Genomic DNA, 22,913 nt, shown 5'->3' with positions numbered 1-22,913 from the left:
CGCTCAGGAGGCGGGTCAGCGGCAGCCGAGCTCGATTTCGAGCGGGAATGCCAGCTCCGGATGCAGTTCCCGGCAGATGCACTCGAGGACGTCGTCGACGGCCAGGGCCACCGCCTGCACGCGTTGCGCCTCACACGTGACCCAGTAGTGCTCACGGAGCGCGCGCTGCGGGGCGAGGTCGTCCCGTTCGACGTAGATGACGCGGACGTCATAGCCGGCCCGGACGAGGGGCAGCGCCAGCTCTCCCGGCCATCCGGTGAGCCCGACCCTCCCGTCCGTGCCCATGACCGCCTCGTTCACCGCCAGGGTCTCCAGCCCGATCGCGTGCCCGTCCGCGTAGGCGCTCGCGGCAATCTGCTTCGAGCTCTCGCGCCTGTGGAACTCGGAAAGCGGGAGGTGCTTCGCGACGCGCCGTTCGAACGCGGTCGTGAGCGGCGAGGACGAGACGCCCGGGATGAACGCGACGAACGCCGGGTTCCGCCCAAGGATCTCGAGGATCGCCCCCTGCCTGACCTTCTCGTCATTGCTCGTGAGGAAGAAGATCGGCCTCGTGCGCGCCTCTTCCGACCTGTCCACGTTCATGCGTGCTCCTTCTGTGCGGGGTCAAGCGAGGATAGGCCGAAACGCTCCGCACGTCAACCTGCCTGCCGGCGGGCAGGCCCGCCCACAGGGTGTGCATAAGCGGCTATTGTGGCGGGGGAGGGGGGCGACTACGATGCCCCTGCAACGAAGGAGGAATCACTATGGATACCGAAGAAGTCCGTTTTGAGAAGAAAGGCGCGTCGGATCGGCGCGCCGTCTTTACGCGCGTGAGCCGCGGGGTCGACGGGGCGCAGGTGCGCGAAGAGGTCGTTGCGTTCGGGGACGGCGTGTCCGCCCCGTACCGCTCGTTCATCACGGCCGAGGCGTTCGAGCTGGCGAAGCCCTACCTGCTGTCGCCGGACTCGACCGTCACGGCGCTCGACGCGAAGAAGCTCGCGGGGCTGACGGGAGCCATGCTGGCCCGCCAGAGCCGCATCGCCGGGAGCGTGGTGGACGTGCTCGTGAACGAGTTCCTGGTGACCACGCCCGAGGAGGCCGCCGAGCTCGGGACCGCCATGGGCGAGGTGAAGGCGAAGAAGCTCGAGGGGATCATCGAGCGCGTGCTCATCCAGTACGGCGACGACTCGGTGCAGGAGCTCGAGTGCGCCACGGTGCTGTTCAATTCGGTGAGCAACCTCGCGACCAAGGCGATCGAGGACCGGCGGCTTGCCGGGTTCATCGAGCAGTCCAGCCGCTACGTGCTCTACACCGAGCGCGACCCGGTCACGGGGTACTGGCTGTACCTGCGCGAGAAGCGGATCATGGAAAGCCCGCACGCCGACGAGTACGTGCGCGTCATGGACAAGCTGTTCACGATGTACGCGAAGCTCGCCGAAGCGCTCACCGAGCACTACAAGACGCTCAAGCCCATTGCCGAGGCGACCTACGCCATCCGGCCGGGCGACGAGAAGAAGTACCGGCTCGACGAGCTGACGGACGAGAAGGAGATCAAGGAGTTCCATCGCGTCTACAAGTTCGACCTCAAGACCCGCGCCTGCGACACGGCGCGCATCGTGCTGCCGGCCGCCACCCTCACCAACCTCGCGATGGTGGGGAACGGCCGCAGCTTCGAGCACCTGCTCAAGCGCCTGTATTCCTCGGGCAACCCGGAATACGGCGACCTCGCCACGCGCTTGCACGACACGCTCAACCGGTTCATCCCCAAGTACGTGAAGCGGGCCTCTCCCGAGGGGGAGCGGCACATGATCGACCCCGAGCGCGTGGCGCGCGAGCAGATCGAGCGGGAATTCCCGGAGTTCCGGAAATTCGAGCGGTCCTGGAAGGAGGTCGAATGGGTGGAGACCCCGGAGATGGTCTCCGACGCGTCGGATCCGATCGCGCATCTGCTCGCCGCGAGCTACTACCCGCACGTGCGAGTGCCGTTTCACCAGATCGTCCGTCGATTCATGACCGTGCGCAGGGAGAAATTGGTCGCGCTCCTCAAGGAGATCGTGGGGGACAGGAAGACCCGCCGCGACCGCGCCGGCCGCGCGTTCGAGCACGGGTATCCGGCCACCTTCGAGGTCACGGGAAACTACGGCATCTTCCGCGACCTGCATCGCCATCGCATCCTCACCCAGCAGCGCCAGCTCTTGAACCCGCACCTGGGCTTCACCGTCCCCAAGGACGTGGAGGACATCGGCCTAGCCGACGACGTGCGCGCGCTCATCGCCGAGGTCGGGGCGCTCTACGACAAGCTCGACGAGGCGGTCGGGCCCGAGGCGGCGCAATATTGCGTCACCTTCGGCCATCACATCCGGTTCATGATGGGATACAACCTGCGCGAGAGCCAGCACCTGCTGGAGATCCGCACCATCCCGCAAGGCCACTACGATTATCGCCGCGTGTGCCAAAAGATGCACAAGGAAATCGGCAGGCGCGCCCCGTGGATCGACGAGATCGGCCTGCTCGGCCACGTGGACCACAACGACTACCCGTGGGCCCGCGCCGCGTCGGAGGCCAGGCAATCCGCCAAGCGGCTGGAAAAGGGGATCACGGACGAATGACGAGGAGGGAGAGCCGATGGGAGACACGATCACGAAGAAGATCAAGACCGCCTATGTCGCCGGAGCGCTCCGGGGGCTTCCGGCCCACGACGCGGCCCGGATGAAACGCACCTACGAGTGGATCGGGAAGATCTGCAGCGAATGCGGGATCGACGCCTTCATTTCCCACGACCGCGCCCGGCCGGATCGGCACCAAGACGCGGCCCCGGAGGAGGTGTACCGGGAGGACACGCGCGAGGTCGTGACGCGGGACTTGCTCATCGTCGAAGCGACCTATCCGTCCCACGGGGCGGGAGGGGAAGCGGAAAGGGCGCGGGAGGCTAGGAAGCGCGTGCTCCTGTGTTATGAGCTTGGCGCGGACGTCTCGCGTTACCTCCGGGGGAACCCGGCGGTGGAGAAGGTCATCGAGTACAAGTCCCTCCAGGACCTCAAATGGCAGCTCTGCACCTGGCTCATGGAACACAACGCCTGAACGATGCGACCCCGCCTTTCGCGAAAGGCGGGGTCTTTTTCATCCCTTGACTTGACGGCCGGAATCCGATACGATCGTGGGCCTGCATCGTGCAGGGAAAGGGGAACGCGAATGGCCACGTCTCATCGTCATGATCGGCATTCCAGCAACGGAGGCCTGCCGTATAACGAGTGGTACGGCGGCATGCTCATCAAGATCCTTCACTATTGCCTTACCCAGCAGGACCTCGACGCCTTGCTCGAGAAGTTCAAGGCGCACTCGCTGGTGCGGCCGCTCAAGCGGTGGCTCCAGTCCAACCAGGTCTGCGTGCCCGATCACGCGAAGGAGGTGGGCCTGCTGAATCTCGGGACGGCGCTCAAGCTCGCCAAGAAGCACACGCATCCGCCGACGGACCTGCTGCTGCGCGACTTCCGCGATCCGCGGCCGCTCGCGGCGGCCTTGCGGGCGAACAAGGCGCTGTTGCGGCGCCTCACGGAGGCGGGAGGGAGCATCGACCTGGCCGGGTCCCTTCACGGCGCGTGCGATCATGACGATGCCCGGGTGTGGATCCACCACCTGTTCAGCGAGCGGCCGCTGTCGACCGGCCACTGCGGGAACGGGCGGGCGATGCGATCAGACGGCACCGTGAACGGGGAGCTGCTGCGCGCGTACCTCCTGGAGGACTTCGGGATCGACCTCGGCGTCCAGGGAAAGGTCTCGGAGCCGGTGATTGACGTGTCCCCTCCGGCGCCTGCGCGAGCGCCGCTCACCGTCGTGCAAGGCGGGAACGTCGGCGTCACGGTCACGCACCGGGCGTACGTCACGCCCGAGGAGGCCGGCGTCCTCGTCGAGGTCGCGCAGGGGCGGCTCAAAAAGGGGGTCGGCACCCGCCTCGGGATGCTCGCCCCGATCCTCAAGAGGGAGCTCGGGATCCTGTCCGTGACCGGGAACACCAAGGCGGCCGAGACCAGGATCGTGGAGGCGAAGGCGCGGGCGATCCTGTTCGTCGCCTGTCCCGACGGCGAGCGACGTTCGCCCAGGCGCGCGGCGCCCTTGCGCAAGGGCATGTCCGTGCCGCCCGAGCGCTGGCTCGAGGACCTCAAGCGCATCGCGACGGCCGCAGTTCCGGCGACGGCCGAACCACCCGTGAAACCGGCGGCAGACACGCCCGAACCGGCGAAGCCGTCCTCGGCCCTCACGCGGGACGCGGTCGAGCGCAAGCTCGTCGCGGCCAAGGACGAGCTCGCGGACAAGGAAGCGGAAGCGAAGGCGTTGCGCGAGCGCATCGGGAACCTCGAGTACCTGCTTGCGAACTTCGACAAGCTCACCGCGGACGACTGAACACGCACGCACGACGGGACCATACGGGTTCCTTCGTCACTGATGCTCCTCAGGATGACGCTCCCCTCTGCGGGAAGCGTCATTTTTCATTTCATCTTGAAATGCTTCGAGAGCCTGGGGCCGGTCTGCTTGTAGTAGTTGGACACGAGGCTGGGGTCGCCGTAGGAGATTTCCGACGCGCCGGAGAGGCGTTCGAAGGTCATCTGGCACACGGGCTGGCCGTCGCGCAGCACGAAGTCGCGGTCGTGCGTGAACACCTCGAGCACGGCCGGGGTGCCAAGCGTCTCGCCGTGCGCGCCGTAGCCGAAGCCGGGATCGAAGAACCCGGCGTAGTGGCTGCGGAACTCCCCCATGGTGACGTCGTAGGGGACCATCTCCGCGGCGAACTCGAGCGGGACGCGGATCCCTTCCTTGGTGGCGAACACGTAGAACTCCCCGCGGCGCATCACGAACTGGCCGTCGGCGGGGCGCGGGATCGGCTCGAAGAAATCCGACGGGTCGTGGTCGCGTCGGGTGAAATCGAGCAGGCGCCCCATGGTGGGGCCGCAGCGGTATCCGACGACGTCGTGGCTCGCGAGGTCGATGGTCATGGTGATCCCGGGCTGGTGCGCGAGCTTGCGCAAGGGGACGTGTTCGCCCTTCGCGTCGCGCAGGAACCCGTAGCGGGCGTATTCCCGGCGCAGCTCGTCGTCGGGGAGCCGCGCGTTGCCGGTGTAGAAGCGCATCTGGTTGAGACGTTCCCCGTAGGAGAGCTTCACGGGGAACGACTTCGGGACGACTTCCAGCCAGAGCTCTCCGCGGTAGCCGCGCGGCACGTAGTCGAACGCGGAGACGCCGTTGGCCACCAGCCGGGTCTGCAGGTTGATGCGTCCCGAGGAGGACTTGTTGTTCGTCGTCGCGAACACGCCCGGCGGGAGATCGAGCAGTTCGTTCAATCGGATCCAATAGATGCCGTTCAATTCCAGCGGCTGGTTGAGCGGGGCGGGGAACAGGATGCCGCGCTTCAGGATGTCGCGGATCTTCTCGCCCGGCTGCGGCAGGAAGCTCCCGCGCATGCGGTACAGCTCGCCGGACACCGAAAGGTCGAGGCTCGAGGGCTGGAGCGAGCTCTCGTCGGCCTCGCGCACGGCGCCGTGGCGCAGCAGGGAACGGATATGTTGGGCAGCCAGGGCGGCCGATCGGGATGCCATATGACTTCGTCATATTGCGTTCGTTCGCTCGGGAATGCCCGATGTTCGGTCATTCCGCTCGCTCACTCACGCATAGACAAACAAAAAGGAGGGGGTCCTCCAAGCCGCATCCTAACACAACGAAAAAACCCCGCCATGGCGGGGCCTTCGGCCGGTTATCAACAGGGGGGGGAATCAGGCGTTGGGATCGAGGTGGATCGCCGGGCCCATCGTGGTGGCGATCGTCGCGGACTTGATGTAGATCCCCTTGGAGGTGGCCGGTTTCATCTTCTTCAAGAGGTCGAGGAGCGCCGTGAGGTTTTCCTTGAGCTTGGCCTGGTCGAAGGACGCGCGGCCGAAGATCTGGTGCACGTTGCCGGCGGCATCGTTCTTGAACGTCTGTTTGCCGGCCTTCTGCTCGGCCACCATCTTCCCGACGTTGGGGCCCACCGTATCCGTCTTCGGGTTGGGCATGAGGCCCTTGGGACCGAGGAACTTGGCGAGCTTCGCGAGCTTGGGCATCATCGCCGGGGTCGAGATGGCCACGTCGAAGTCAATGACCTGCTTGGTGGCGATGTCGTTCACGAGCTCCTCGCCGCCCACCAGGTCGGCGCCGGCCTCCTTGGCCTCGGCTTCCTTCGCGGCCTCCACGAACGCGGCCACGCGCTTGCCCTTGCCGCCCACCCCGTGCGGGAAGGCGATGGTGCCGCGCACCTGCTGGTCGCCCTTGGTGGGGTCGATGCCGAGGCGCACGTGCAGTTCCACGGATTCGTCGAACCCGCGCTTGGGCATCTTCCCGACGAGCGCGAGCGCCTCATCCACCGGGTAGCTCTTCTTCGCGTCGATGAGCTTCTTGGCTTCCTGGGTCTTCTTGCCGGACATATCGTTTGTGGTGATGGCGATCCGCCCTTCACGAAGGGCAGGTCTCCCACGGAATTAATTTCTTACGCCTCCTTCTTGTTCTTCTCCTCCATCCAGTCGCGGTACACGATGCGGAAGTGCATCCAGAACATCGGGGCCGAGACGATGAGCAGGGACAGGTCGCGCACCGCGTCCTGCTGCTTTTGCACGAGCGCCTGCTCCTTGGCGTCCCGCTGCTGGCGGTCGCACATCTCGGCGGTCTGCGACGGGTCGCAGTACACCGTGTACGACGGCTGGTCCGCGGCCGGGAACAGGTAGGTCTTGAGGGTGAGGTTCACGAGGTCCGACACCGAGAACACGAGGATCATCAGGGTGACGAAGGACACGAGCGAGAAGTAGATGCGCAGGATGACAGAGCCTCCTTTTGTCATAGGGCTGGGCTTAATGGGTTATGAACGGGTTATACCACGTCGACGCCCATCTGGCGCGCGGTGCCGGCCATGATCTTCATGGCGGCGTCGATGTCCTTGGTGTTGAGGTCCGGCATCTTCTTCTCGGCCACCTCGCGCAACTGCGCCTTGGTGATCTTGCCCACCTTGTCGACGTTGGGCTTGCCGGAGCCCTTCGCGATGCCCGCGGCCTTGGCGATCAGTTGGGAGGCCGGGGCGATCTTCATGATGAAGTCGAAGGTGCGGTCCTCGTACACGCTGATGACGACCGGGACGATTTCTCCGCGGCGGCCGGCGGAGGCGTCGTTGAACTGCTTCACGAACGCCGCGATGTTGAGGCCGTGCTGGCCGAGCGCCGGGCCCACCGGCGGGGCCGGGGTGGCGCCGCCGCCCGGGATCTGAAGCTTGATCTGCGTGGTGATCTTCTTGGCCATAGCATTTTTTTGACTGGATTCCCTTCGACAAGCTCAGGGTGACCAGGCTATGAGTTATTAGATCTTCTTGACCTGGAGGAAATCCAGTTCGACGGGGGTCTCGCGGCCGAACATGTTGACCAGCACCTTGATCTTGCCGCGCTCGGCGTCGATCTCGGCCACCTTCCCTTCGAAGTTCTTGAACGGGCCGTCGGTGATGGTGACCGGGGAACCCTTCTCCACGTCCACCGTGAATTCCGGCTCGTTCACGCCCATCCGCTTCTGGAGCGCCGCGATCTCCTCGTCGGCGATCGGGGTGGGGGTGGTGCCGGTGCCGATGAACCCGGTGACGTTGGGCGTGTTGCGCACCACGTACCACGAGTCGTCGGTCACGATCATCTCCACCAGCACGTAGCCGGGGAAGATCTTCTCCTCCACCGTCTTGCGCTTGCCGTTCTTGATCTTGATCTTCTTCTCCTTGGGGACCAGGACCGAGAAGATCTTCTCCTCCATGTCCATGGTCTCGATGCGCTGGTTCAGGTTCTCCGACACGTTCTCCTCGTAGCCGGAGTACGTGTGGATGGCGTACCAGCGCCGGCCGTGCTTGGCGGTCTGTTTAGGCATACGACCTCCTTACTTCGAAAGGGTAATGAGCTGTTCCAGGCCGAGGGCGAACGCCGCGTCGAGGGCGACGAAGAACGCGGCCATCCCGAGCGTGACGATCACGACCAGGACGCTGTACCGGATGGTATCCGCCCTGCTGGGCCAGGCGACCTTCCCCAGCTCTTCCTTGGCTTCGCGCAGGTACCGGATCCCCCAGAGGATCGGGTTGCGCGTTTTGGCGGCAGTAGCCTCCATATTTTTCCTTTATCTAAAAACCCCCTTGCGGGGCGACGGGGCAATGATAAAGGAGAGGCGGGGAAGTGTCAACACTTGCGAAAACGCCGTAGTTGGCTAGGATGAAAGTGGAGGTTGAGGCATGCAGGAAGAGAGCCGTTCGACGAGCACATCGATTCCCCAAGGGGTATTTGAGTTTTTGCTTCCCATGTCGAAGGGTCGGGTGGGAAAGTTCAAACGGTGGTGGAAGGAACGTTTTTACGCGCGACAGGAACGTTCCTTGAATCCCGGGGACGAGCTTACGGTCTGGGAAGGCCAGGTCATGGTCCAGCAATTGGATGATTCCGGCGCGATGTGGTGCCCGGACTGCGGGCTCGGCCTAATGAGGGTCGATGCGACCTACGGGACGGCCGTGAAATGTTCGACCTGCGGAAGCACGTTCGTCCTTCACGCCTTAACGCTGAAGAACGCGCGCGGCAGGCGCCTCACGGGCCGCGTCACGGCAAAGACGCCATGAACGCAAACGACGAGCCTCTCGGCCCGCCGTCTCGAATCCGCTTCGCAAGAGGCGGGTTTTTTCAGGACAGCTCTTCCGGCGGGAGTCCGGATTGACGGAGGATTTCCTTCACGATGCCGACATGCAGGTCGCCGGCATGGAAGGGAACGACGACGCGCCTGTTGTCCTTGAATCGCTTGAGGATGACATGGCTCCCGCTTTGCCGATCAACGAAAAATCCCGCCCGTTCCAACGCCTTGATGGCCTGCTTGTCGGAAACGATCGGGAGCTTGGGCGTCATGCGGGCTCGGCGGCGATGCGCACGTGTCCGACGAATTCGCCGGAGCGCTGGGGAATCGGTTCGCCGGAGGCGATCAGGCTTTCGCAGTACAGGCGGATCGCGTCCTCGGCCATGCGTTTCGCCTCTTCGAGCGAATCCCCTTGGGTGACGCATCCGGGGAGCGCGGGCACGAACACGTCATATCCACCCTCCTCGGCAGGCTGGAACATCACGGAAAAATCGTACATGCGATCCTTCTCCATACATCCGATTTGTATCATCGGCCGAACTAGATGTCGAGGTTCTTCACCGCCTTGGCGTGCGTCTGGATGAAGCGCTTGCGCGGGGCCACGTCCGCGCCCATGAGCACGTCGAACACCTCGTCGGCCTTTTCGGCGTCGTCGATGTTCACCTGCTTCATCACGCGGGTGGCGGGATCCATGGTGGTCTCCCACAACTGCTCCGGGTTCATTTCCCCGAGACCCTTGTAGCGCTGGATATTGACCTTCACGCCGCCCACCACCATGGCCTGTTCGGGCGTGTCCTCGGATTCGCCGGCGGGTTCTGTCGCCACTTCGGCCTCTTCGGCCACTTTCACCCCTCTCTTTTCCGCCTTCTTCGCCGTCACCGCGCCGGTGAGCTCCTCCACCGCCTTCATCTTTTCCTCTTCCGTGAACGCGTAGCGGAAGTCCTTTCCCACGGCCACGCGGTAGAGCGGGGATTGCGCGATGTACACGTGGCCGGTCTTCACGAGCTCCGGGAAGTAGCGGTAGAACAGGGTGAGCAGCAGGGTGCGGATGTGCGCGCCGTCCACGTCGGCGTCCGTCATGATGACGATGCGGTCGTAGCGCAGGTCATTGATGTTGAACGCCTCGCCGATGTTGGTGCCCATCGCGATCACGAGGCTCTTCACCTCGTTGTTCCCGAGCATCTTGTCGAGGCGCGCGCGCTCGACGTTGAGGATCTTCCCCTTGAGCGGGAGGATGGCCTGCGTCTCGCGGTCGCGGCCCTGCTTGGCCGAGCCGCCGGCGGAGTCGCCCTCCACGATGAACAGCTCGGAGCGCTTGGGATCCTTGCTCGAGCAGTCCGCGAGCTTGCCCGGGAGGGTCAGCCCTTCAAGCACGCCCTTGCGCAGCACGGTCTCGCGCGCGGCGCGGGCGGCGGCGCGGGCCTGGGCCGCGAGCAGGCACTTGCCGACGATCCCTTCGGCGTCGCGCGGATGCTCTTCCAGGAAGACCTTCACCGCCTCGCCGAAAACGGATTCCACGGCCGTGCGCGCTTCGGTGTTTCCGAGCTTGGCCTTGGTCTGGCCTTCGAATTGCGGGTCCTTGATCTTCACGCTCACGACGGCCGTGAGCCCTTCGCGCACGTCTTCGCCCGTGAGGTTCGCGTCCTTCTCCTTGAGGTAGCCCTTGCCGCGCGCGTAGGCGTTCAGCTCGCGGGTGAGCGCCGTGCGGAACCCGACCAGATGCGTGCCGCCCTCCGGGTTGTAGATGTTGTTGCAGAAACAGAAGACGGATTCGTGGTATTCGTCGGTGTATTGCATGCCCACCTCCACGTCGACGTCGGTGGCCAGGTCGAGCTTCTGCACGTAAAAGACGTTCGCGTGCTTGGCTTCCTTCCCGTGGTTGATGTGGCGCACGTAGCTCGCCACTCCGCCTTCGAAATAGAAGGCATACCCGGCCGTCGCCGCATCAGCGCGTTCGTCGACGATCACCAGCTTGAGGGCTTTCAGGAGATACGCCATCTGGCGGAGGTGGTCGATGATCGTCTTCAGGCTGAACTCGACCGTCTCGAAGATCGTCGGGTCCGGCCGGAAGGTGATGGTGGTGCCCGTGCCGCGCGCCGTGCCAACGGCCTTCACCTTGCCTTGCGGGACGCCCTTGGCGTATTCCTGCATCCAAAGCTTGCCGTCGCGTTTCACCTCGGCCTTGAGGTACGTCGAGAGCGCGTTCACGACCGACACGCCCACGCCGTGCAGGCCGCCGGAAACCTTGTACCCGCCGCCGCCGAACTTGCCGCCGGCGTGCAGCTTTGTGAGCACGAGCTCGAGCGCGGACACCTTGAACTGCGGATGCGGATCCACCGGGATGCCGCGGCCTTCGTCTTCCACCGAAATCAACCCTTCCGGCAGGAGCCGCAGGGTGATGACCTTGCCATGTCCGGCCATGGCTTCGTCGATGGAGTTGTCCATCACCTCCCAGATGAGGTGGTGCAGTCCGGTCGGCCCGGTGGAGCCGATGTACATGCCCGGGCGCTTGCGGACCGGCTCAAGCCCTTCGAGGACCTGGATATTCCCAGCATCATACCCGCTGGAAGCTTTCTTTTGAGGCTTTTTTTCGTCCTGTTTTGCCATAGGAAATACCGTGTCAGCGATGGCCATAAGGTACCACGGGGGCCGGACGTGTCCAAGCCCCGATGCTGCGATCAGGGCAGGGGGGTATGGTATACTTTTCCCAGTATGGAGGAGCCGATTCTGTTGGAACAGGAAGCGGAGGGCCGACGGTCGTACAAGCTTGGGATTTGGTGGATCGAGAACCGGGCGCGGCTTCAGAAGGCGGCGCTCGTGCTGTTCGGCCTGGTCGATGCGGTCCTCATCGGCTTTTTCCTTTGGACCAGCGTTGACACGTTCCTGATCAGCTACGGGACGGAGCGCGACGCGATCGCGACCATGGCCGTCCTAGGCCAGGACGACCTTTCCGCGTTCACGCGCGAGACCGCCGGCAAGCCGATCGTCCTCTCGGGGACGACCGTGCTCACCGGCGGGGAAGGGACGTACGACCTCTATGCCACCGCCACCAACCCCAACGGCGACTGGTACGCCGAATTCGACGCCTTTTACCGCCTCGGATCGGGGGAGACCACGCACGAGCGCCAGTTCATCCTGCCGGGGGAGGAGAAAGCGCTCGTGGCGCTTGCCGTGCGCGCCGACGCCCCGCCGCAAGATCCGCAGCTCGTGCTCGACCGGCTCACGTGGCGCCGCGTGGACAAGCACCTCACCGGGGCCTACGAGCCGTGGGCGCGGGACCGCCTGGATTTCGCCATCACCGGCGCGGCGTTCAGCGCCGACCTGCAGGTGGACGCGAAAACCATCGGACGCGTCTCGTTCACGGTGAAGAACGACAGCGCGTTCGGCTATTACGACCCGTCGTTCCTCGTACGGCTCAAGCGCGGCAGCTCCGTGGTCGGCGTCACCCGCACCGCGCTCTCCTCCTTGCGCGCCGGGGAAAGCCAGGAGGTGCTGCTCAACTGGTTCGGACCCATCCCGAGCGTGAGCGAGACGCAGGTGGTCCCTGAAATCAACATTTTCGACCCCAAGGTGTACATCCCGGCGGGGCAATAGGATAAAAAACTTGAAGAACCAAAACTTGAAGGACCAATGGGTGACGGAAAGGTTGAAGGATGAAGTTTGAAATTTCATCCTTTTATCCATCGACCTTTTCATGGGTCTTTGGTCCTTCAAGTTTTCATGTTTCAAGTTTTCGTCTACCCTCCCCCCATGCTCCTCGACCTCGCCCGCCTGCGACGCATGGACTGGCCGCTCGCCTTCGCGGTGTTCGCGTTGCTCGCCTTCGGCCTCGCCGCCATCTATTCCGTGGCCCTGTCCCGTCCCGAGTCGGATTTCCTGAACGTGAAGAAACAGCTGCTGGCCGCGGGCGTCGGTCTCGCGGCGTTCCTGTTCGCCGCGCGCGGCAATTACCGGCTGTTGCGCAACTGGAGCGTCGTCGCGTACGCCGCGGGCGTCCTCATGCTCGGGGCCGTGCTGCTCTTTGGCGAGGACGTGCGCGGCACGACCGGATGGTTCGACCTCGGGACGTTCCGCTTCCAGCCGGTCGAGTACATGAAGTTCGCGCTCGCGGTGGCGCTCGCCGCGTATTTCTCTTCCCGTGCGCGCCCCCGGTTCGCGGTGCGCGAGCTGGTGGAAAGCGGGCTGATCGCCGCCGTGCCGGCCGTCCTCGTGATGCTCCAGCCCGACCTCGGCTCGGCGCTCCTGCTCATGGGGCTTTGGGGTGCCGTCTGCCTGTTCGCCGGCATGCGAGCGCGCCACCTCGTCCCCATCCTCGCGATCGCGGCGCTCGTAGGGGTCGTGGCCTGGCAGGGGTTGCTCGCCCCGTATCAGAAAGCGCGCATCCTCTCGTTCATCGACCCGTCCTTGGACCCGCTCGGGGAAGGATACAACGTCGCGCAGGCCATCATCGCGGTCGGCAGCGGCGGCCTGTTCGGCAGCGGATTGGGGTTCGGGTCGCAGAGCCAGCTCAAGTTCCTCCCGGAGTCCCAGACCGACTTCATCTTCGCGGTCATCGCCGAGGAGCTCGGGTTCTTCGGGGTCGTCATCGTCCTGTCCGCGTTCGCCGTCCTGTTCGTCCGCCTGCTCCAGCTCGCCGCCGCGAGCCGGGACGACTTCACCAGCCACTTGCTCATCGGGTTCGGCGCCATGATCCTCGTGCAGCTCACCGTGAACGTCGGGGCGAACCTGGGCCTCATGCCCGTGACCGGCGTCACCCTGCCGCTCGTAAGCTACGGCGGGAGCTCGCTCTTGTTCACCCTGCTCATGCTCGGGGTGGCGCAGAGCGTCGCGGTACATTCCCGCCGCGACGGGGCCTAACCTTCCTTTCTTCCTTGCCCGTGTTATCGTATGGAGGTGACCCCCACGCTTACCCCTATGCCTTCCAACAACGCCTGGAATGAGCCGCTGAAGCTCGTCTCGTGCGCCGCATGCGACGAACGCCGCACGGACCTCGTAAGCCGCGTGCTCGGCTCCCGGGATGACACGAGCCTGATCCACGCCGCCTGTGAGCGATGCGGCTGCGCCACCCTTTCCCTGGTGATGCGCCGGGGGGAAGCCGCGACCTCGGTCGCGCTCCTCACGGACCTGTCCGCCGACGACGCCCTGCGGTTCCAGCGCCCAGGCGCCATCACCGTGGATGACGTGATCGAGCTGCATGCCTTCGTGGACGGCCCCGGTCTCGCCGCATTGGCCAGGTCCGTCACCTTAGGGAAAAAGCGGGTCCGATTCTCCTCGAAAACCCGATCGAACCGCTCCTGATGAGTACGTAGGGGGTAGTACGTAGTGCGTAGGATTTTTTGTCCTACCACCTGCCACCTACGCATTACGCGCTTCGGCATTGACAAATCACAGCCGTTTTTGCATACTTGGCCCATTCGACGGGGCTTTTCCCGTCCAGGAACCACCCTATGCAGACCTACCAGCTGAACGCGAACGTCCGCACCACCAAGGGGCGCAAGAACTACCTGCTGCGCAACGAGGAGGTGGTCCCGGCCATCGTATACGGCGCCGGCATCGACGCCCCCACGGCCATCCAGGTCGACCGCCCGGCGTTCGTGCGCCTGTACAAGGCGGCCGGGGAATCCGGCGTGGTCGAGCTTACGATCGACGGCAAGGGGATGGTGAACGTGCTCATCCACGACATCCAGACCGACCCGCTGCGCGACGAGGTGATCCACGCCGACTTCCGCGCGCTGGACATGACCAAGCCCATCGAGACCCATGTGAAGCTCGTGTTCACGGGCGAGTCCAACGCCGTCAAGAACCTCGGCGGCACCTTCACCCACTCGGTGGAAGAGGTCACCGTGCGCGCGTTGCCGAAGGACCTGCCGGGCGAGATCGTGATTGACATCAGCACGCTCGTCACCTTCGACGACATCATCCGCGTTTCCGACATCGCGGTCCCCGCGGGCGTCACCATCCTCGATGACGCGCAGGGCGCCGTCGCCTCCGTGGAAGCGCCGCGTTCCGAGGAAGAGATCGCCGCGCTCGACACGGTCGCGGAAGCGGACGTCACCAAGGTCGAGGTGGAGAAGAAGGGCAAGGAAGAGGAGGAAGGGGCCGAAGCGGCCGAAGGGGCGGAAGGGAAACCGGAAGCGAAGAAGGAAGAACCTAAGGCCAAGAAGTAAATTCGACTTAGTCGAATTTATCCTGAGGACCATCAGGCACGAAGGATCCCCACATGACGAACTACCGACAGGAATTGGAACGCTGGTTCCAGAAGCTCAAGACCAAGGAGGGATATGCAAGCGCGATGGCCATCGCGCTTGCATTTGCGCTTGTCCTGGGGCTGTACGCGTTCCGCGGCGTGATCTGGCCTGACCGTCCGGATGCCCCGGACGAGGCGCGGGAGGAGGTGCTCGCCTTCCGCCATCCGCTCACGGGCGAGCGTCGCCTGGAGCCGATGGAGGATTATCCCTTGGCGTATGCCGTCATGGTGGACCACAGCGTGGATGCCTGGCCCCAAAGCGGGGTCAACAAGGCGTTCCTGGTGATCGAAGCGCCGGTGGAGGCCGGCATCCCGCGGCTCGAGGCGTTCTTCGCCGCCGGGACGGACGTGGGAAAGATCGGTCCGGTGCGCTCCGCCCGCCCCTATTTCGTGGACTGGGCGCAGGAGCTCGACGCGCTGTACGCGCATGTGGGCGGTTCCGACGCCGCGCTCGAGCTCATCGGCCGCACGGGCGTTTTCGACCTCAACGAGTTCGGAAACGGCGCCGCGTACTGGCGCTCTGCGGACCGGTTCGCCCCGCACAACGCGTACACCTCGTCCGAACGGCTTGCCGCCGCGGCGAAGAAGGCGGAGGACCTCGGCAAGGCGCCTACGCTCCTGTATGGCACCTGGGCGTTCAAGGACATCGAGCCTGAGCCAGAGGGCGCGGGCGCCACCGTCGACTTCGGCGCCACGAGTTACAAGGCGGACTGGACGTATGATCCGAAGACGGGCACGTATGCGCGCCGCCAGGGCGGGCTCCCGTATCAGATGCAGGACGGTTCTCCGGTCGCCGCGGCGAACGTCGCCATCGTGATCACCCAGATGAAGGTCGTCGACGCGGTCGGTCGTCGCGAGGTGAAGACGGTCGGGGAGGGGAGCGCGATGGTGCTCCAGGACGGCAAGGCGGTGAAAGGCACCTGGAAAAAGCCCAGCGCCACGGAGCGCATCCGCTTCTTCGACGAAAATGGCGCCGAGATGGAGATGAATGCCGGCCTTACGTGGATCGAAGTGGTCCCGGACGCCGAAATGGTATCCATCCACGAGCCGGCAGAGGCACCAAGTTTTTAAGCGTTCGCGCGGAAATACCAGGACCGGGTCCTGGTATTTTCATAGGTCGGCGAAGATGACCCGATCGAGGCCGGCAAGGTCTTTCAGGACTTCAGGCTTGGCGGCGGGGAAGTCGTGCGTGATGAGGGCGACGGCCTTGTCGCGCTGCGACGGGTCGATCTCGATGAGGGCCGTGACGCGGGCGGGGAACAGGCCGCGGTTCTGCTTTAGCTGACGGAACAATTGCCAGTAACAGGACAGGCCGTCTTCGCCCGCGACGAGGGCGGAATGCGGCTCGAAGTCTTTTACGTCGGCGTCCGTGCAGGCGACCTGTTCCGCGGTGAGGTACGGCAGGTTGGCACAGATGACAAGGTGCGTTACCGGCGACGCGTCTCCGAGTTTCTTGAAGATGGCCGTGACCGGTTCCAGGAGATTTCCGAGCCGGAAATCCACCTTGTCGGAAACGCCGAGCGCTTCGGCATTGCTCTTCGCGACAGCCAGGGCTTCGCGACTCACGTCCGTTGCGACGGCCGGAAATCCGGATTCGGCGGCAAGGGAAATGGCAATGGCGCCGCTGCCGGTCCCGATGTCGGCGAAGAGCACGTCACCCATGTCCTTGTCTCGCGAGACCTCACCCATGCCCTCTCCTTCTAAAGGAGAGGGGTAGCTCGCCCTGAGCGCGTGCTCGACGAGCAGCTCCGTTTCTGGTCGAGGGATAAGGGTCGCGGGAGTGACGCGGAACTTGCGGCCGTAGAATTCCTTTTGGCCGATGATGTGCGCCACCGGCTCGCGCTTCATGCGCCGCGCGACGGACGATGCGAACCTGTCGGCCTCGTACGGCTTCAGCTCGTACTCGAAATGCGAGAACACCCATGCCTTTGGAAGCCCTAAGGCATGCCCAAGCAGCACCTCAGCGTCGAGCATGGCCGATTCCGCATGGGGCTTGAGTTTGCCGCTGGCCCATTGCAGGGCCTCGAATACCGTCATAGGCGCATGGTACCCTAGCGCGAACGTTCGGAAATGAAAATTCAAGAGGCCTTCGCTTTCGCTAGGGCCTCAGGTGCTCGCTGGAGTTGACCAACTCGCAATCCTTCACGGGTGGCCCGCGAGACGTAGTTTCGTCCGAGCGCACGCGCTCTTCCTACTTCCTACATCCCAACGGGACCCACCGTGTCGAATGTCACGCGCCAGATGCCTGACGCGCCGGTTCGATATCGATCGGGAACGTTCCCGACGTCTTTCCTGGCACCCGAGAGCACCAGCCACCTCACCTTCCTACTGGAGATGTTACTCTCGTTCGGCTCCGGATCGGCATGTTCAAAGACGTTCGGACCTAGCCATGTTGGTGATCTTGCGATCCATGGCAGGGTGTCAAACATGACTTGTCGTGCAGGATCGCTGCACCGAGCGTCATCAGTGAAGGGAAGTAGCGATGAATCGCCTCTTGATCCCTAGGGTCTTGCGACCCTCCGACATTCGCGACCTATGCGGACGTTATTAGCGTCCTCTAGGTGAAACCGCGCAATTGCGGGCTTCCATGTCCGACGACTTGAATTGCGGCTCGCATGGAGGTCTTTCTCCTCCCCAGCTACCCCGCAAACCTTCTTCTGCTTTCCACCTTCCGGAATGGGACCGGTTCCGACTCGATGAGCCGGCGCTCCTCCTGGACCAGACGCATGCACATGCGCCAGGTTATTCCGCTGTTTCACGGCGGGGAGGCTGATGGCACTGATGGGAGGGTTCCAGTAAGTCACGGAGGACCACCAGAGATTCCCATCAATGATTCAGAAGATTCCTGATCCTCGCTCTTTTCTCCTGTCGGTCTCCCTCGCGGGGCCTTCATTCGATTCGAGCGACGTCATCTCACTTTGCACGCTGCGTAGGCTTTTCGCCCGTTCGGTCGTCCTGACGGACGTCGTCGGTTCGTTTCTGCCTCATCAACGTGAGAAGCAGCTTATCGTTCCCTAAACGACGCGTCAAGGGGCGTTACCCACATTTCTGTGGATAACCCTCTTTCTTACGCACTCCTTTCGCTTTTCAAGCTTCTTTCTCTGCTAACGCCTCGAATCTCTCCTTCAATTCCGCCGCGTTCAACGCGTCCAAGATCGGGGCGAGATTGCCGTTCATGATGCCGGGGATGTCGTGGAAGTTTTCCCCGATGCGGTGGTCGGTGACGCGGTCCTGGGGAAAATTGTACGTGCGGATCTTTTCCGAGCGGTCGCCGGAGCCGATCTGCGACTTGCGCGCGGCGGAGCGTTCCTTGGCCGCCTTTTCCTGCTCGTGCGCGAACACGCGGGCGCGCAGGATCTGCATGGCTCGCAAGCGGTTTTGCGCCTGGCTGCGTTCGTCCTGGCATTGCACGACGATGCCCGTGGGAAGATGCACGATGCGGATGGCGGAGTAGGTGGTGTTCACGCTCTGGCCGCCCGCGCCTTGGCTGGTGCTCGCTTCGATTTTCAGGTCCTTCGGGTCGAGGCGTACGTCGATCTCCTCGGCTTCGGGCATGACCGCCACCGTCGCGGTCGAGGTGTGCACGCGTCCGGCCTTTTCCGTCTCCGGCACGCGCTGCACGCGATGCACGCCGGATTCGAACTTGAGCTTGCTGTAGACGTTCTTCCCCTCGATCTCCACGATCGCTTCCTTGAACCCGCCCGCCTCGCCGCGGCTCATGGTGACCGGCGACACCTTCCAGCCCTGGCGTTCGGCGAACAGCGAATAGGCGCGCAACAGTTCGCCCGCGAAGATCGCGGCCTCGTCGCCGCCCGTGCCAGCGCGGATTTCCACGATGCTGTTTTTCTTATCGAGCGGATCGGGAGGGAGCAGGGCGAGGGTGAACGCCTCCTCGAGCTTCGGGAGTTTTCCCGCAAGTTCCTCGATTTCCGTTTGGGCCAAGGCGCGCATCTCCGGGTCGGTCGAGTCGCGAAGCATGTCCTTTGCGGACGCGAGCCCCGAGGCGGCCTGCGCATAGCGTTCCCCGATCTCAAGCAGGTCTTTCGCTTCCTGGTACTCGATGCCGGCCTCGCGGAGTTTCTTGGGATCGGAAAGCACGCCCGGATCGGCCAATCGGGTTTCGAGGTCCGCCACGCGTTTTTTCACCTGGTCGAGCTCCTTGAGGAGGTCCATACAGGGGAGAATATCAGCAAAAGGAAAAAGCGTCCGCTCGGACGCCTTCCCGCGGCTACGCCTTCTTGGCCTTCTCTTCGGTCTTCACGGCCTTGGCCGCGGCGCGCTTGGCGCGCTTCACCTTGGTGCCGGTGGCGACGGTGGCCTTCTTGGACGTGCGCGTGGTGAACTTTTCCACGCGGCGGGCCGTGTCGAGGATCTTCTGCTTGCCCGTGTAGAAGGGGTGGCAGGCCGCGCACAACTCGACCCCGATTTCCGGCAGGGTGCTGCCAACCGCGTAGCTGGCGCCGCACGCGCAGGCGATCTTGGCCTTGGGGTGGTATTCAGGATGGATTTCTTGCTTCATAAAGGGGTTCGGAATTGCGGAAAGTCTATAAGGAAGGGTCGGAATTGTCAACTCCGACGCCCTGCCCATTCAAGGGGTCGGAGCCCCGACTTCCGGCACGAACCGGAACGTCGGGGTCCTTCGCCGAGGATAAAGAAAAAACGGGACACGCAAGGCGTCCCGCAAGGCCCGTTTCCGGGCAGAGGTCTAGGCCGCGTCGGCCTGGTCCTGGGCTCCGGCGTCCAGGGTGAGGGTGAATTGGACGAATTCCCCGTCCATGCGGCACCCGGCGAGGGTGATGGCGTTGCCGTGCACCGACTCGATCCAGAGGAGCTTGTGACGCTCCGTCGCGGGCGTCTCCCGCGCGTACAAGGCGTACCCCTCGCCGTCATCGGCCGGGAACACGACCGCGTTGCCGATGATCAGCAGCGCGCCGATGACTCGGAACCGGCGGCTTTCCCATCCGCCGTGGATCGCCGAAACCTCGTTGGTCAGGGCGTGGACCGAGACGGCCACGAGGTTCCCCTCGTCGTCCGCGTCGATCGAATCCTCACGGAGCTTGTCGAACGGGACGGGACACCGGCGGTCGCCGACCGCCGCGCCGTGCACGCCCGGCTTCTCGAGGAACGTGTAAATCGGGAGCCTGTTCCTCGTAATGTCATGGAGCTCCATGGCGAGGTGCGGCCCGTAGTCCGTGCCGCCGCATTCGACATGTGCCGTACGCCGCCCGTCGTCCGGATGCGCCTTGTCCGCTGACCGATGGTCATGCCAGACGTATCCGATGACCCCGTGCTTGACCATGGGCGTGCCAGGGTCGGCTCCGGGCTTGAGACGCCCAAGCGAGTGAACGTCCGACACCCGCGCCTTCAATGTCGCCATCTTCCGCCTCCGCGTGTGAGAGCCCTTCGACGTGAAGGGTGTCGCAGTCTAGGGTCGGATCCTTGAAAAGTCAAGGGAAATCGCGTATGGTCGCTCCCATGTCAACCCCTGTCTCCCTTTACGACTACCAGCTGCCGGCCGAGCGCATCGCCCAGGTGCCGGCCGAGCCGCGCGATTCGTCGCGGTTGCTTGTCATGGACCGTTTTACGGGAAAGACCGCGCATAAGGCGTTTCGCGACATCATCGGCGAGCTCAAGGCCGGCGACCTGCTCGTGATGAACGACTCGCGCGTCTTCAAGGCCCGCCTGCGGGGGAAGCGGTTCGACAAGGAGTTCGAGGTGTTCTTGCTGCGTCCGCTCCCGGACGCGCTCGAGGGCGCGTCGCTGTGGCACGCGCTCGTGCGCCCGGGCAAGCGCGTGCACGTCGGGAACGCCATCGAGATCGGGGGATTGAAGCCGACGGTCGTCGAGAAGCACGAGGACGGGTCGGTGACGCTCGCGTTCAACATTTCCGACGACGAAGTGTTCGCGTTTTGCGACGAGTTCGGCGAAGTGCCCGTGCCTCCCTACGTCGAAAAGGCGCCGGACGACGCGTCGAAGTACCAGACCGTCTACGCGAAAGAGAAGGGGTCCGTCGCCGCCCCGACGGCCGGCTTCCACTTCACGCCGGAGCTTATCGAAAAGCTGAAGGGAAAGGGGGTGGAATTCGCATTCGTCACGCTGCACGTGGGACTGGGCACCTTCCGGCCGGTGAAGACCGAGACGCTCGAGGAGCATGTCATGCACGGCGAGTGGGTCTCGATCTCTCCTGAAACCTCGCGGGCGATCGACAAGGCGAAAGCCGAAGGTCGTCGGGTGATCGCCGTCGGGACGACGACGGTCCGTGCACTCGAAGGAAGCGGCGTTCCTGGCGGGGGATTCTCCGGCGACATCAACCTCTTCATCACCCCCGGCTTCGACTTCAAGGTCATCGACGCCCTCATCACCAACTTCCATCTCCCGAAATCCACGCTCCTCGTCCTCGTCAGCGCCTTTGCCGGTCGCGAGCATGTTCTCGCCGCCTATCAAGAGGCGATCGAGAAGGGATATCGGTTCTATTCGTTCGGGGACGCGATGTTTATCCGGTGAGAACGATTGAATATTCCGAAGATTTCTGATACGTTTTGAGCAATATGGGCATCTATAAGCAGGCAAAAGACCACCTCGTGAAATTCGTCCTCGGAAGCGGGGTCGCTCCGCGCGGATTGGTTGAATTGAACCATTACTTCCGTCTTTACGGGCGCATCAATTTCCGACACGAGAAGCAGGAAGACGGTTCGGTCGTCGCCATCAGCGAAGATTTTCGGTACGGGAGCATCATCACGCATGCCGATCGGGCAGACGAGCTTGATGAGAAGGTGAAGGATGCCATCCTCACCGCCTTCGAGGTGCCGTCTTCGTACGCGAAGGAGGCAGGCGTCCACCGTGTGGGCGAGAAGGAATATGCCTTCGCGTAGCGAGCTGCCAGGAGATCTCTCACGAAAGAAATTCCTGAACGCGCTCCGACGTCTCGGTTTCGAGGCCAATGCCGTCGGCGGCAAGGGCGATCACGTGAAAGTGACCTGGCCGGCCACGCAGAAGTCCGTGACTGTTATCGCGGATCTTCGGAAGGATGTCTTGTACTATATATTGAAGGAACTCGAGACGACATCAGGCATCACCTGGAATCAGATCAAGCAGTATCTCTAAAAAATTCCCTGCCTTATCAGGCTTTAGGCCTAAGGATTGACGGTTTTTACCGTTTTACGTATCCTTCCCGCACTAAATCAAACAGACGGGCCAAGGCCGACCGGATCCTCCCCGCCGAAGCTCCAAACGGAGCGAAGGAGGGGCCCGGCGCGCCCCGTCGTCGTATAAAAGGATAGAGATATGCCAAAGATCCCCGCTTTGGCCGACATGCTGCAAGCCGGCATGCACTTCGGCCACCGCACCAGCCGCTGGCACCCCAAGATGGAGCCGTACATCTTCGGCGCGAAGGCCGGCGTGCACATCATCGACCTCGAGGCGTCGCAGCGTCAGCTCGAGCAGGCGTTGGATTTCGTGAAGGGGATTGCCAGCCGTGGCGGTACGGTGCTGTTCGTTGGCACCAAGCCACAGGCCAAGGAGGCCGTGAAGGCGGAGGCGATCCGTTGCGGCATGCCGCACGTCACCGAGCGCTGGCTGGGCGGCACGCTCACCAACTTCCCGCAGATCAAGAAGACGCTCAAGCGCCTGAAGACGCTCAAGGACCAGCGCGAGAAGGGCGAGCTCAAGAAGTACACCAAGAAGGAGCAGCTCATGATCGACCGCGAGATTTCGGAGATGGAGTTCAAGATGGGCGGCATCCAGGACGTGGAGAAGCTGCCGGACGCCATCTTCATCATCGACGTGAAGACCGAGAAGACCGCGCTCACCGAAGCGGCCGTGGTCGGGACGAAGGTAGTGGCGTTGTGCGACACGAACGTGAACCCCACGAACGTGGCCCAGGTGATCCCGGGCAACGACGATGCGGGGAAGACGATCGCGCTCGTGTCCCGTCTCGTCGCCGATGCCGTGAAGGAAGGGCGCGCCGAGGCGCTCAAGGCGGCGGTTCCGGTCGTGGAGAAGAAAGATTAATTTTAAGGAGGAAGTGCGTAGT

The 22,913-nt window shown here is 63.6% G+C and carries 27 protein-coding genes; 13 read left to right on the top strand and 14 right to left on the bottom strand.

Translation table 11 applies throughout. The features are described from left to right. Positions 1–15 precede the first annotated feature (15 nt). Entirely contained in the window at positions 16–582 is a 567-nt protein-coding gene (locus EPO34_02220; GenBank protein TAK03952.1) for a hypothetical protein, read from the bottom strand. A gap of 161 nt (positions 583–743) precedes the next feature. Between EPO34_02220 and EPO34_02215 the strand changes: the two genes are divergently transcribed. From EPO34_02215 to EPO34_02205, 3 genes are all read left to right on the top strand, one after another. After that, positions 744–2,588: a hypothetical protein gene (locus EPO34_02215; protein ID TAK03951.1), complete on the top strand. Its 1,845-nt coding sequence runs from the start codon at positions 744–746 to the stop codon at positions 2,586–2,588. Positions 2,589–2,604: 16 nt separating this feature from the next. Beyond that, positions 2,605–3,060 carry a hypothetical protein gene (locus tag EPO34_02210; GenBank protein ID TAK03950.1) on the top strand — a complete coding sequence of 152 codons (456 nt, stop codon included), beginning with the start codon at positions 2,605–2,607 and terminating at the stop codon, positions 3,058–3,060. 183 nt (positions 3,061–3,243) lie between these two features. Continuing rightward, on the top strand, positions 3,244–4,380 hold the full coding sequence (locus EPO34_02205) for a hypothetical protein (protein ID TAK03949.1): 1,137 nt from the start codon (positions 3,244–3,246) through the stop codon (positions 4,378–4,380). Positions 4,381–4,466: 86 nt separating this feature from the next. Here the strand turns inward: EPO34_02205 and EPO34_02200 are convergent, their stop codons facing one another. The 6 genes from EPO34_02200 to secE form a co-directional block, all read right to left on the bottom strand. Continuing rightward, a complete protein-coding gene (locus EPO34_02200) occupies positions 4,467–5,570 on the bottom strand; it encodes a 2'-deoxycytidine 5'-triphosphate deaminase (protein ID TAK03948.1) in 1,104 nt (367 codons plus the stop codon). Positions 5,571–5,744: 174 nt separating this feature from the next. Then, positions 5,745–6,431 (bottom strand): 50S ribosomal protein L1, encoded by a 687-nt coding sequence (locus EPO34_02195; GenBank protein TAK03947.1) that lies wholly within the window; start codon positions 6,429–6,431, stop codon positions 5,745–5,747. A 62-nt stretch (positions 6,432–6,493) separates the two neighbouring features. Further along, positions 6,494–6,841, bottom strand: a complete 348-nt coding sequence (locus EPO34_02190) for a hypothetical protein (GenBank protein TAK03946.1) — start codon at positions 6,839–6,841, stop codon at positions 6,494–6,496. A gap of 29 nt (positions 6,842–6,870) precedes the next feature. Next, positions 6,871–7,293 (bottom strand): 50S ribosomal protein L11, encoded by a 423-nt coding sequence (gene rplK, locus EPO34_02185; GenBank protein TAK03945.1) that lies wholly within the window; start codon positions 7,291–7,293, stop codon positions 6,871–6,873. A 57-nt stretch (positions 7,294–7,350) separates the two neighbouring features. After that, positions 7,351–7,896 (bottom strand): transcription termination/antitermination protein NusG, encoded by a 546-nt coding sequence (gene nusG, locus EPO34_02180; GenBank protein ID TAK03944.1) that lies wholly within the window; start codon positions 7,894–7,896, stop codon positions 7,351–7,353. A 9-nt stretch (positions 7,897–7,905) separates the two neighbouring features. After that, the gene (gene secE, locus EPO34_02175) at positions 7,906–8,130 is read right to left on the bottom strand and encodes a preprotein translocase subunit SecE (GenBank protein ID TAK03943.1); all 225 of its coding nucleotides are present in this window, start codon (positions 8,128–8,130) and stop codon (positions 7,906–7,908) included. Between the two features lie 259 nt (positions 8,131–8,389). Between secE and EPO34_02170 the strand changes: the two genes are divergently transcribed. Continuing rightward, positions 8,390–8,626, top strand: coding sequence for a hypothetical protein (locus tag EPO34_02170; GenBank protein TAK03942.1), 237 nt, complete (start codon positions 8,390–8,392; stop codon positions 8,624–8,626). A gap of 61 nt (positions 8,627–8,687) precedes the next feature. On the opposite strand, the gene EPO34_02165 is transcribed toward EPO34_02170, so the two are convergent. From EPO34_02165 to gyrB, 3 genes are read right to left on the bottom strand one after another with little or no spacing between them, the layout of a single operon-like run. Beyond that, a complete protein-coding gene (locus EPO34_02165) occupies positions 8,688–8,906 on the bottom strand; it encodes an addiction module toxin, HicA family (protein ID TAK03941.1) in 219 nt (72 codons plus the stop codon). Further along, the gene (locus tag EPO34_02160; GenBank protein ID TAK04310.1) at positions 8,903–9,133 is read right to left on the bottom strand and encodes a type II toxin-antitoxin system HicB family antitoxin; all 231 of its coding nucleotides are present in this window, start codon (positions 9,131–9,133) and stop codon (positions 8,903–8,905) included. Before EPO34_02160 ends, EPO34_02165 begins: the two co-directional genes overlap by 4 nt. A 41-nt stretch (positions 9,134–9,174) precedes the next feature. Next, positions 9,175–11,241, bottom strand: coding sequence for a DNA topoisomerase (ATP-hydrolyzing) subunit B (gene gyrB / locus EPO34_02155; protein ID TAK03940.1), 2,067 nt, complete (start codon positions 11,239–11,241; stop codon positions 9,175–9,177). Positions 11,242–11,346: 105 nt separating this feature from the next. Between gyrB and EPO34_02150 the strand changes: the two genes are divergently transcribed. From EPO34_02150 to EPO34_02130, 5 genes are all read left to right on the top strand, one after another. Beyond that, positions 11,347–12,228 (top strand): hypothetical protein, encoded by an 882-nt coding sequence (locus EPO34_02150; protein ID TAK03939.1) that lies wholly within the window; start codon positions 11,347–11,349, stop codon positions 12,226–12,228. Positions 12,229–12,354: 126 nt separating this feature from the next. Continuing rightward, complete coding sequence (gene rodA / locus EPO34_02145) at positions 12,355–13,491, top strand: rod shape-determining protein RodA (protein ID TAK03938.1); 1,137 nt, start codon at positions 12,355–12,357, stop codon at positions 13,489–13,491. 57 nt (positions 13,492–13,548) lie between these two features. Next, positions 13,549–13,932 (top strand): hypothetical protein, encoded by a 384-nt coding sequence (locus EPO34_02140; GenBank protein ID TAK03937.1) that lies wholly within the window; start codon positions 13,549–13,551, stop codon positions 13,930–13,932. A gap of 149 nt (positions 13,933–14,081) precedes the next feature. Beyond that, on the top strand, positions 14,082–14,801 hold the full coding sequence (locus EPO34_02135) for a 50S ribosomal protein L25 (GenBank protein TAK03936.1): 720 nt from the start codon (positions 14,082–14,084) through the stop codon (positions 14,799–14,801). A gap of 53 nt (positions 14,802–14,854) precedes the next feature. Then, entirely contained in the window at positions 14,855–15,952 is a 1,098-nt protein-coding gene (locus tag EPO34_02130) for a DUF3048 domain-containing protein (GenBank protein ID TAK03935.1), read from the top strand. Between the two features lie 39 nt (positions 15,953–15,991). On the opposite strand, the gene prmC is transcribed toward EPO34_02130, so the two are convergent. The 4 genes from prmC to EPO34_02110 form a co-directional block, all read right to left on the bottom strand. Further along, positions 15,992–16,918 carry a peptide chain release factor N(5)-glutamine methyltransferase gene (gene prmC / locus EPO34_02125; GenBank protein ID TAK03934.1) on the bottom strand — a complete coding sequence of 309 codons (927 nt, stop codon included), beginning with the start codon at positions 16,916–16,918 and terminating at the stop codon, positions 15,992–15,994. A gap of 1,050 nt (positions 16,919–17,968) precedes the next feature. After that, positions 17,969–19,054, bottom strand: coding sequence for a peptide chain release factor 1 (locus EPO34_02120; protein ID TAK03933.1), 1,086 nt, complete (start codon positions 19,052–19,054; stop codon positions 17,969–17,971). Between the two features lie 55 nt (positions 19,055–19,109). After that, positions 19,110–19,400, bottom strand: a complete 291-nt coding sequence (locus EPO34_02115) for a 50S ribosomal protein L31 (GenBank protein TAK03932.1) — start codon at positions 19,398–19,400, stop codon at positions 19,110–19,112. A 186-nt stretch (positions 19,401–19,586) separates the two neighbouring features. Next, complete coding sequence (locus tag EPO34_02110) at positions 19,587–20,258, bottom strand: hypothetical protein (GenBank protein TAK03931.1); 672 nt, start codon at positions 20,256–20,258, stop codon at positions 19,587–19,589. Positions 20,259–20,356: 98 nt separating this feature from the next. On the opposite strand from EPO34_02110, the gene queA reads away from it, so the two are divergent. The 4 genes from queA (at position 20,357) to rpsB (ending at position 22,891) form a co-directional block, all read left to right on the top strand. Next, positions 20,357–21,385, top strand: a complete 1,029-nt coding sequence (gene queA, locus EPO34_02105; protein ID TAK03930.1) for a tRNA preQ1(34) S-adenosylmethionine ribosyltransferase-isomerase QueA — start codon at positions 20,357–20,359, stop codon at positions 21,383–21,385. Between the two features lie 44 nt (positions 21,386–21,429). Then, a complete protein-coding gene (locus tag EPO34_02100; protein TAK03929.1) occupies positions 21,430–21,753 on the top strand; it encodes a hypothetical protein in 324 nt (107 codons plus the stop codon). After that, on the top strand, positions 21,740–21,985 hold the full coding sequence (locus EPO34_02095; GenBank protein TAK03928.1) for a type II toxin-antitoxin system HicA family toxin: 246 nt from the start codon (positions 21,740–21,742) through the stop codon (positions 21,983–21,985). Before EPO34_02100 ends, EPO34_02095 begins: the two co-directional genes overlap by 14 nt. Before the next feature lie 180 nt (positions 21,986–22,165). Next, positions 22,166–22,891, top strand: coding sequence for a 30S ribosomal protein S2 (gene rpsB, locus EPO34_02090; GenBank protein ID TAK03927.1), 726 nt, complete (start codon positions 22,166–22,168; stop codon positions 22,889–22,891). Positions 22,892–22,913: the final 22 nt, after the last annotated feature.

The sequence above is a fragment of the Patescibacteria group bacterium genome (genome assembly GCA_004297215.1).
Lineage (GTDB): Bacteria > Patescibacteriota > Patescibacteriia > UBA9934 > GWF2-40-263 > 2-01-FULL-63-20.
The sequence above is the reverse complement of the archived record's forward strand: the minus strand, read 5'-3'. Positions and strand labels throughout refer to the sequence as shown.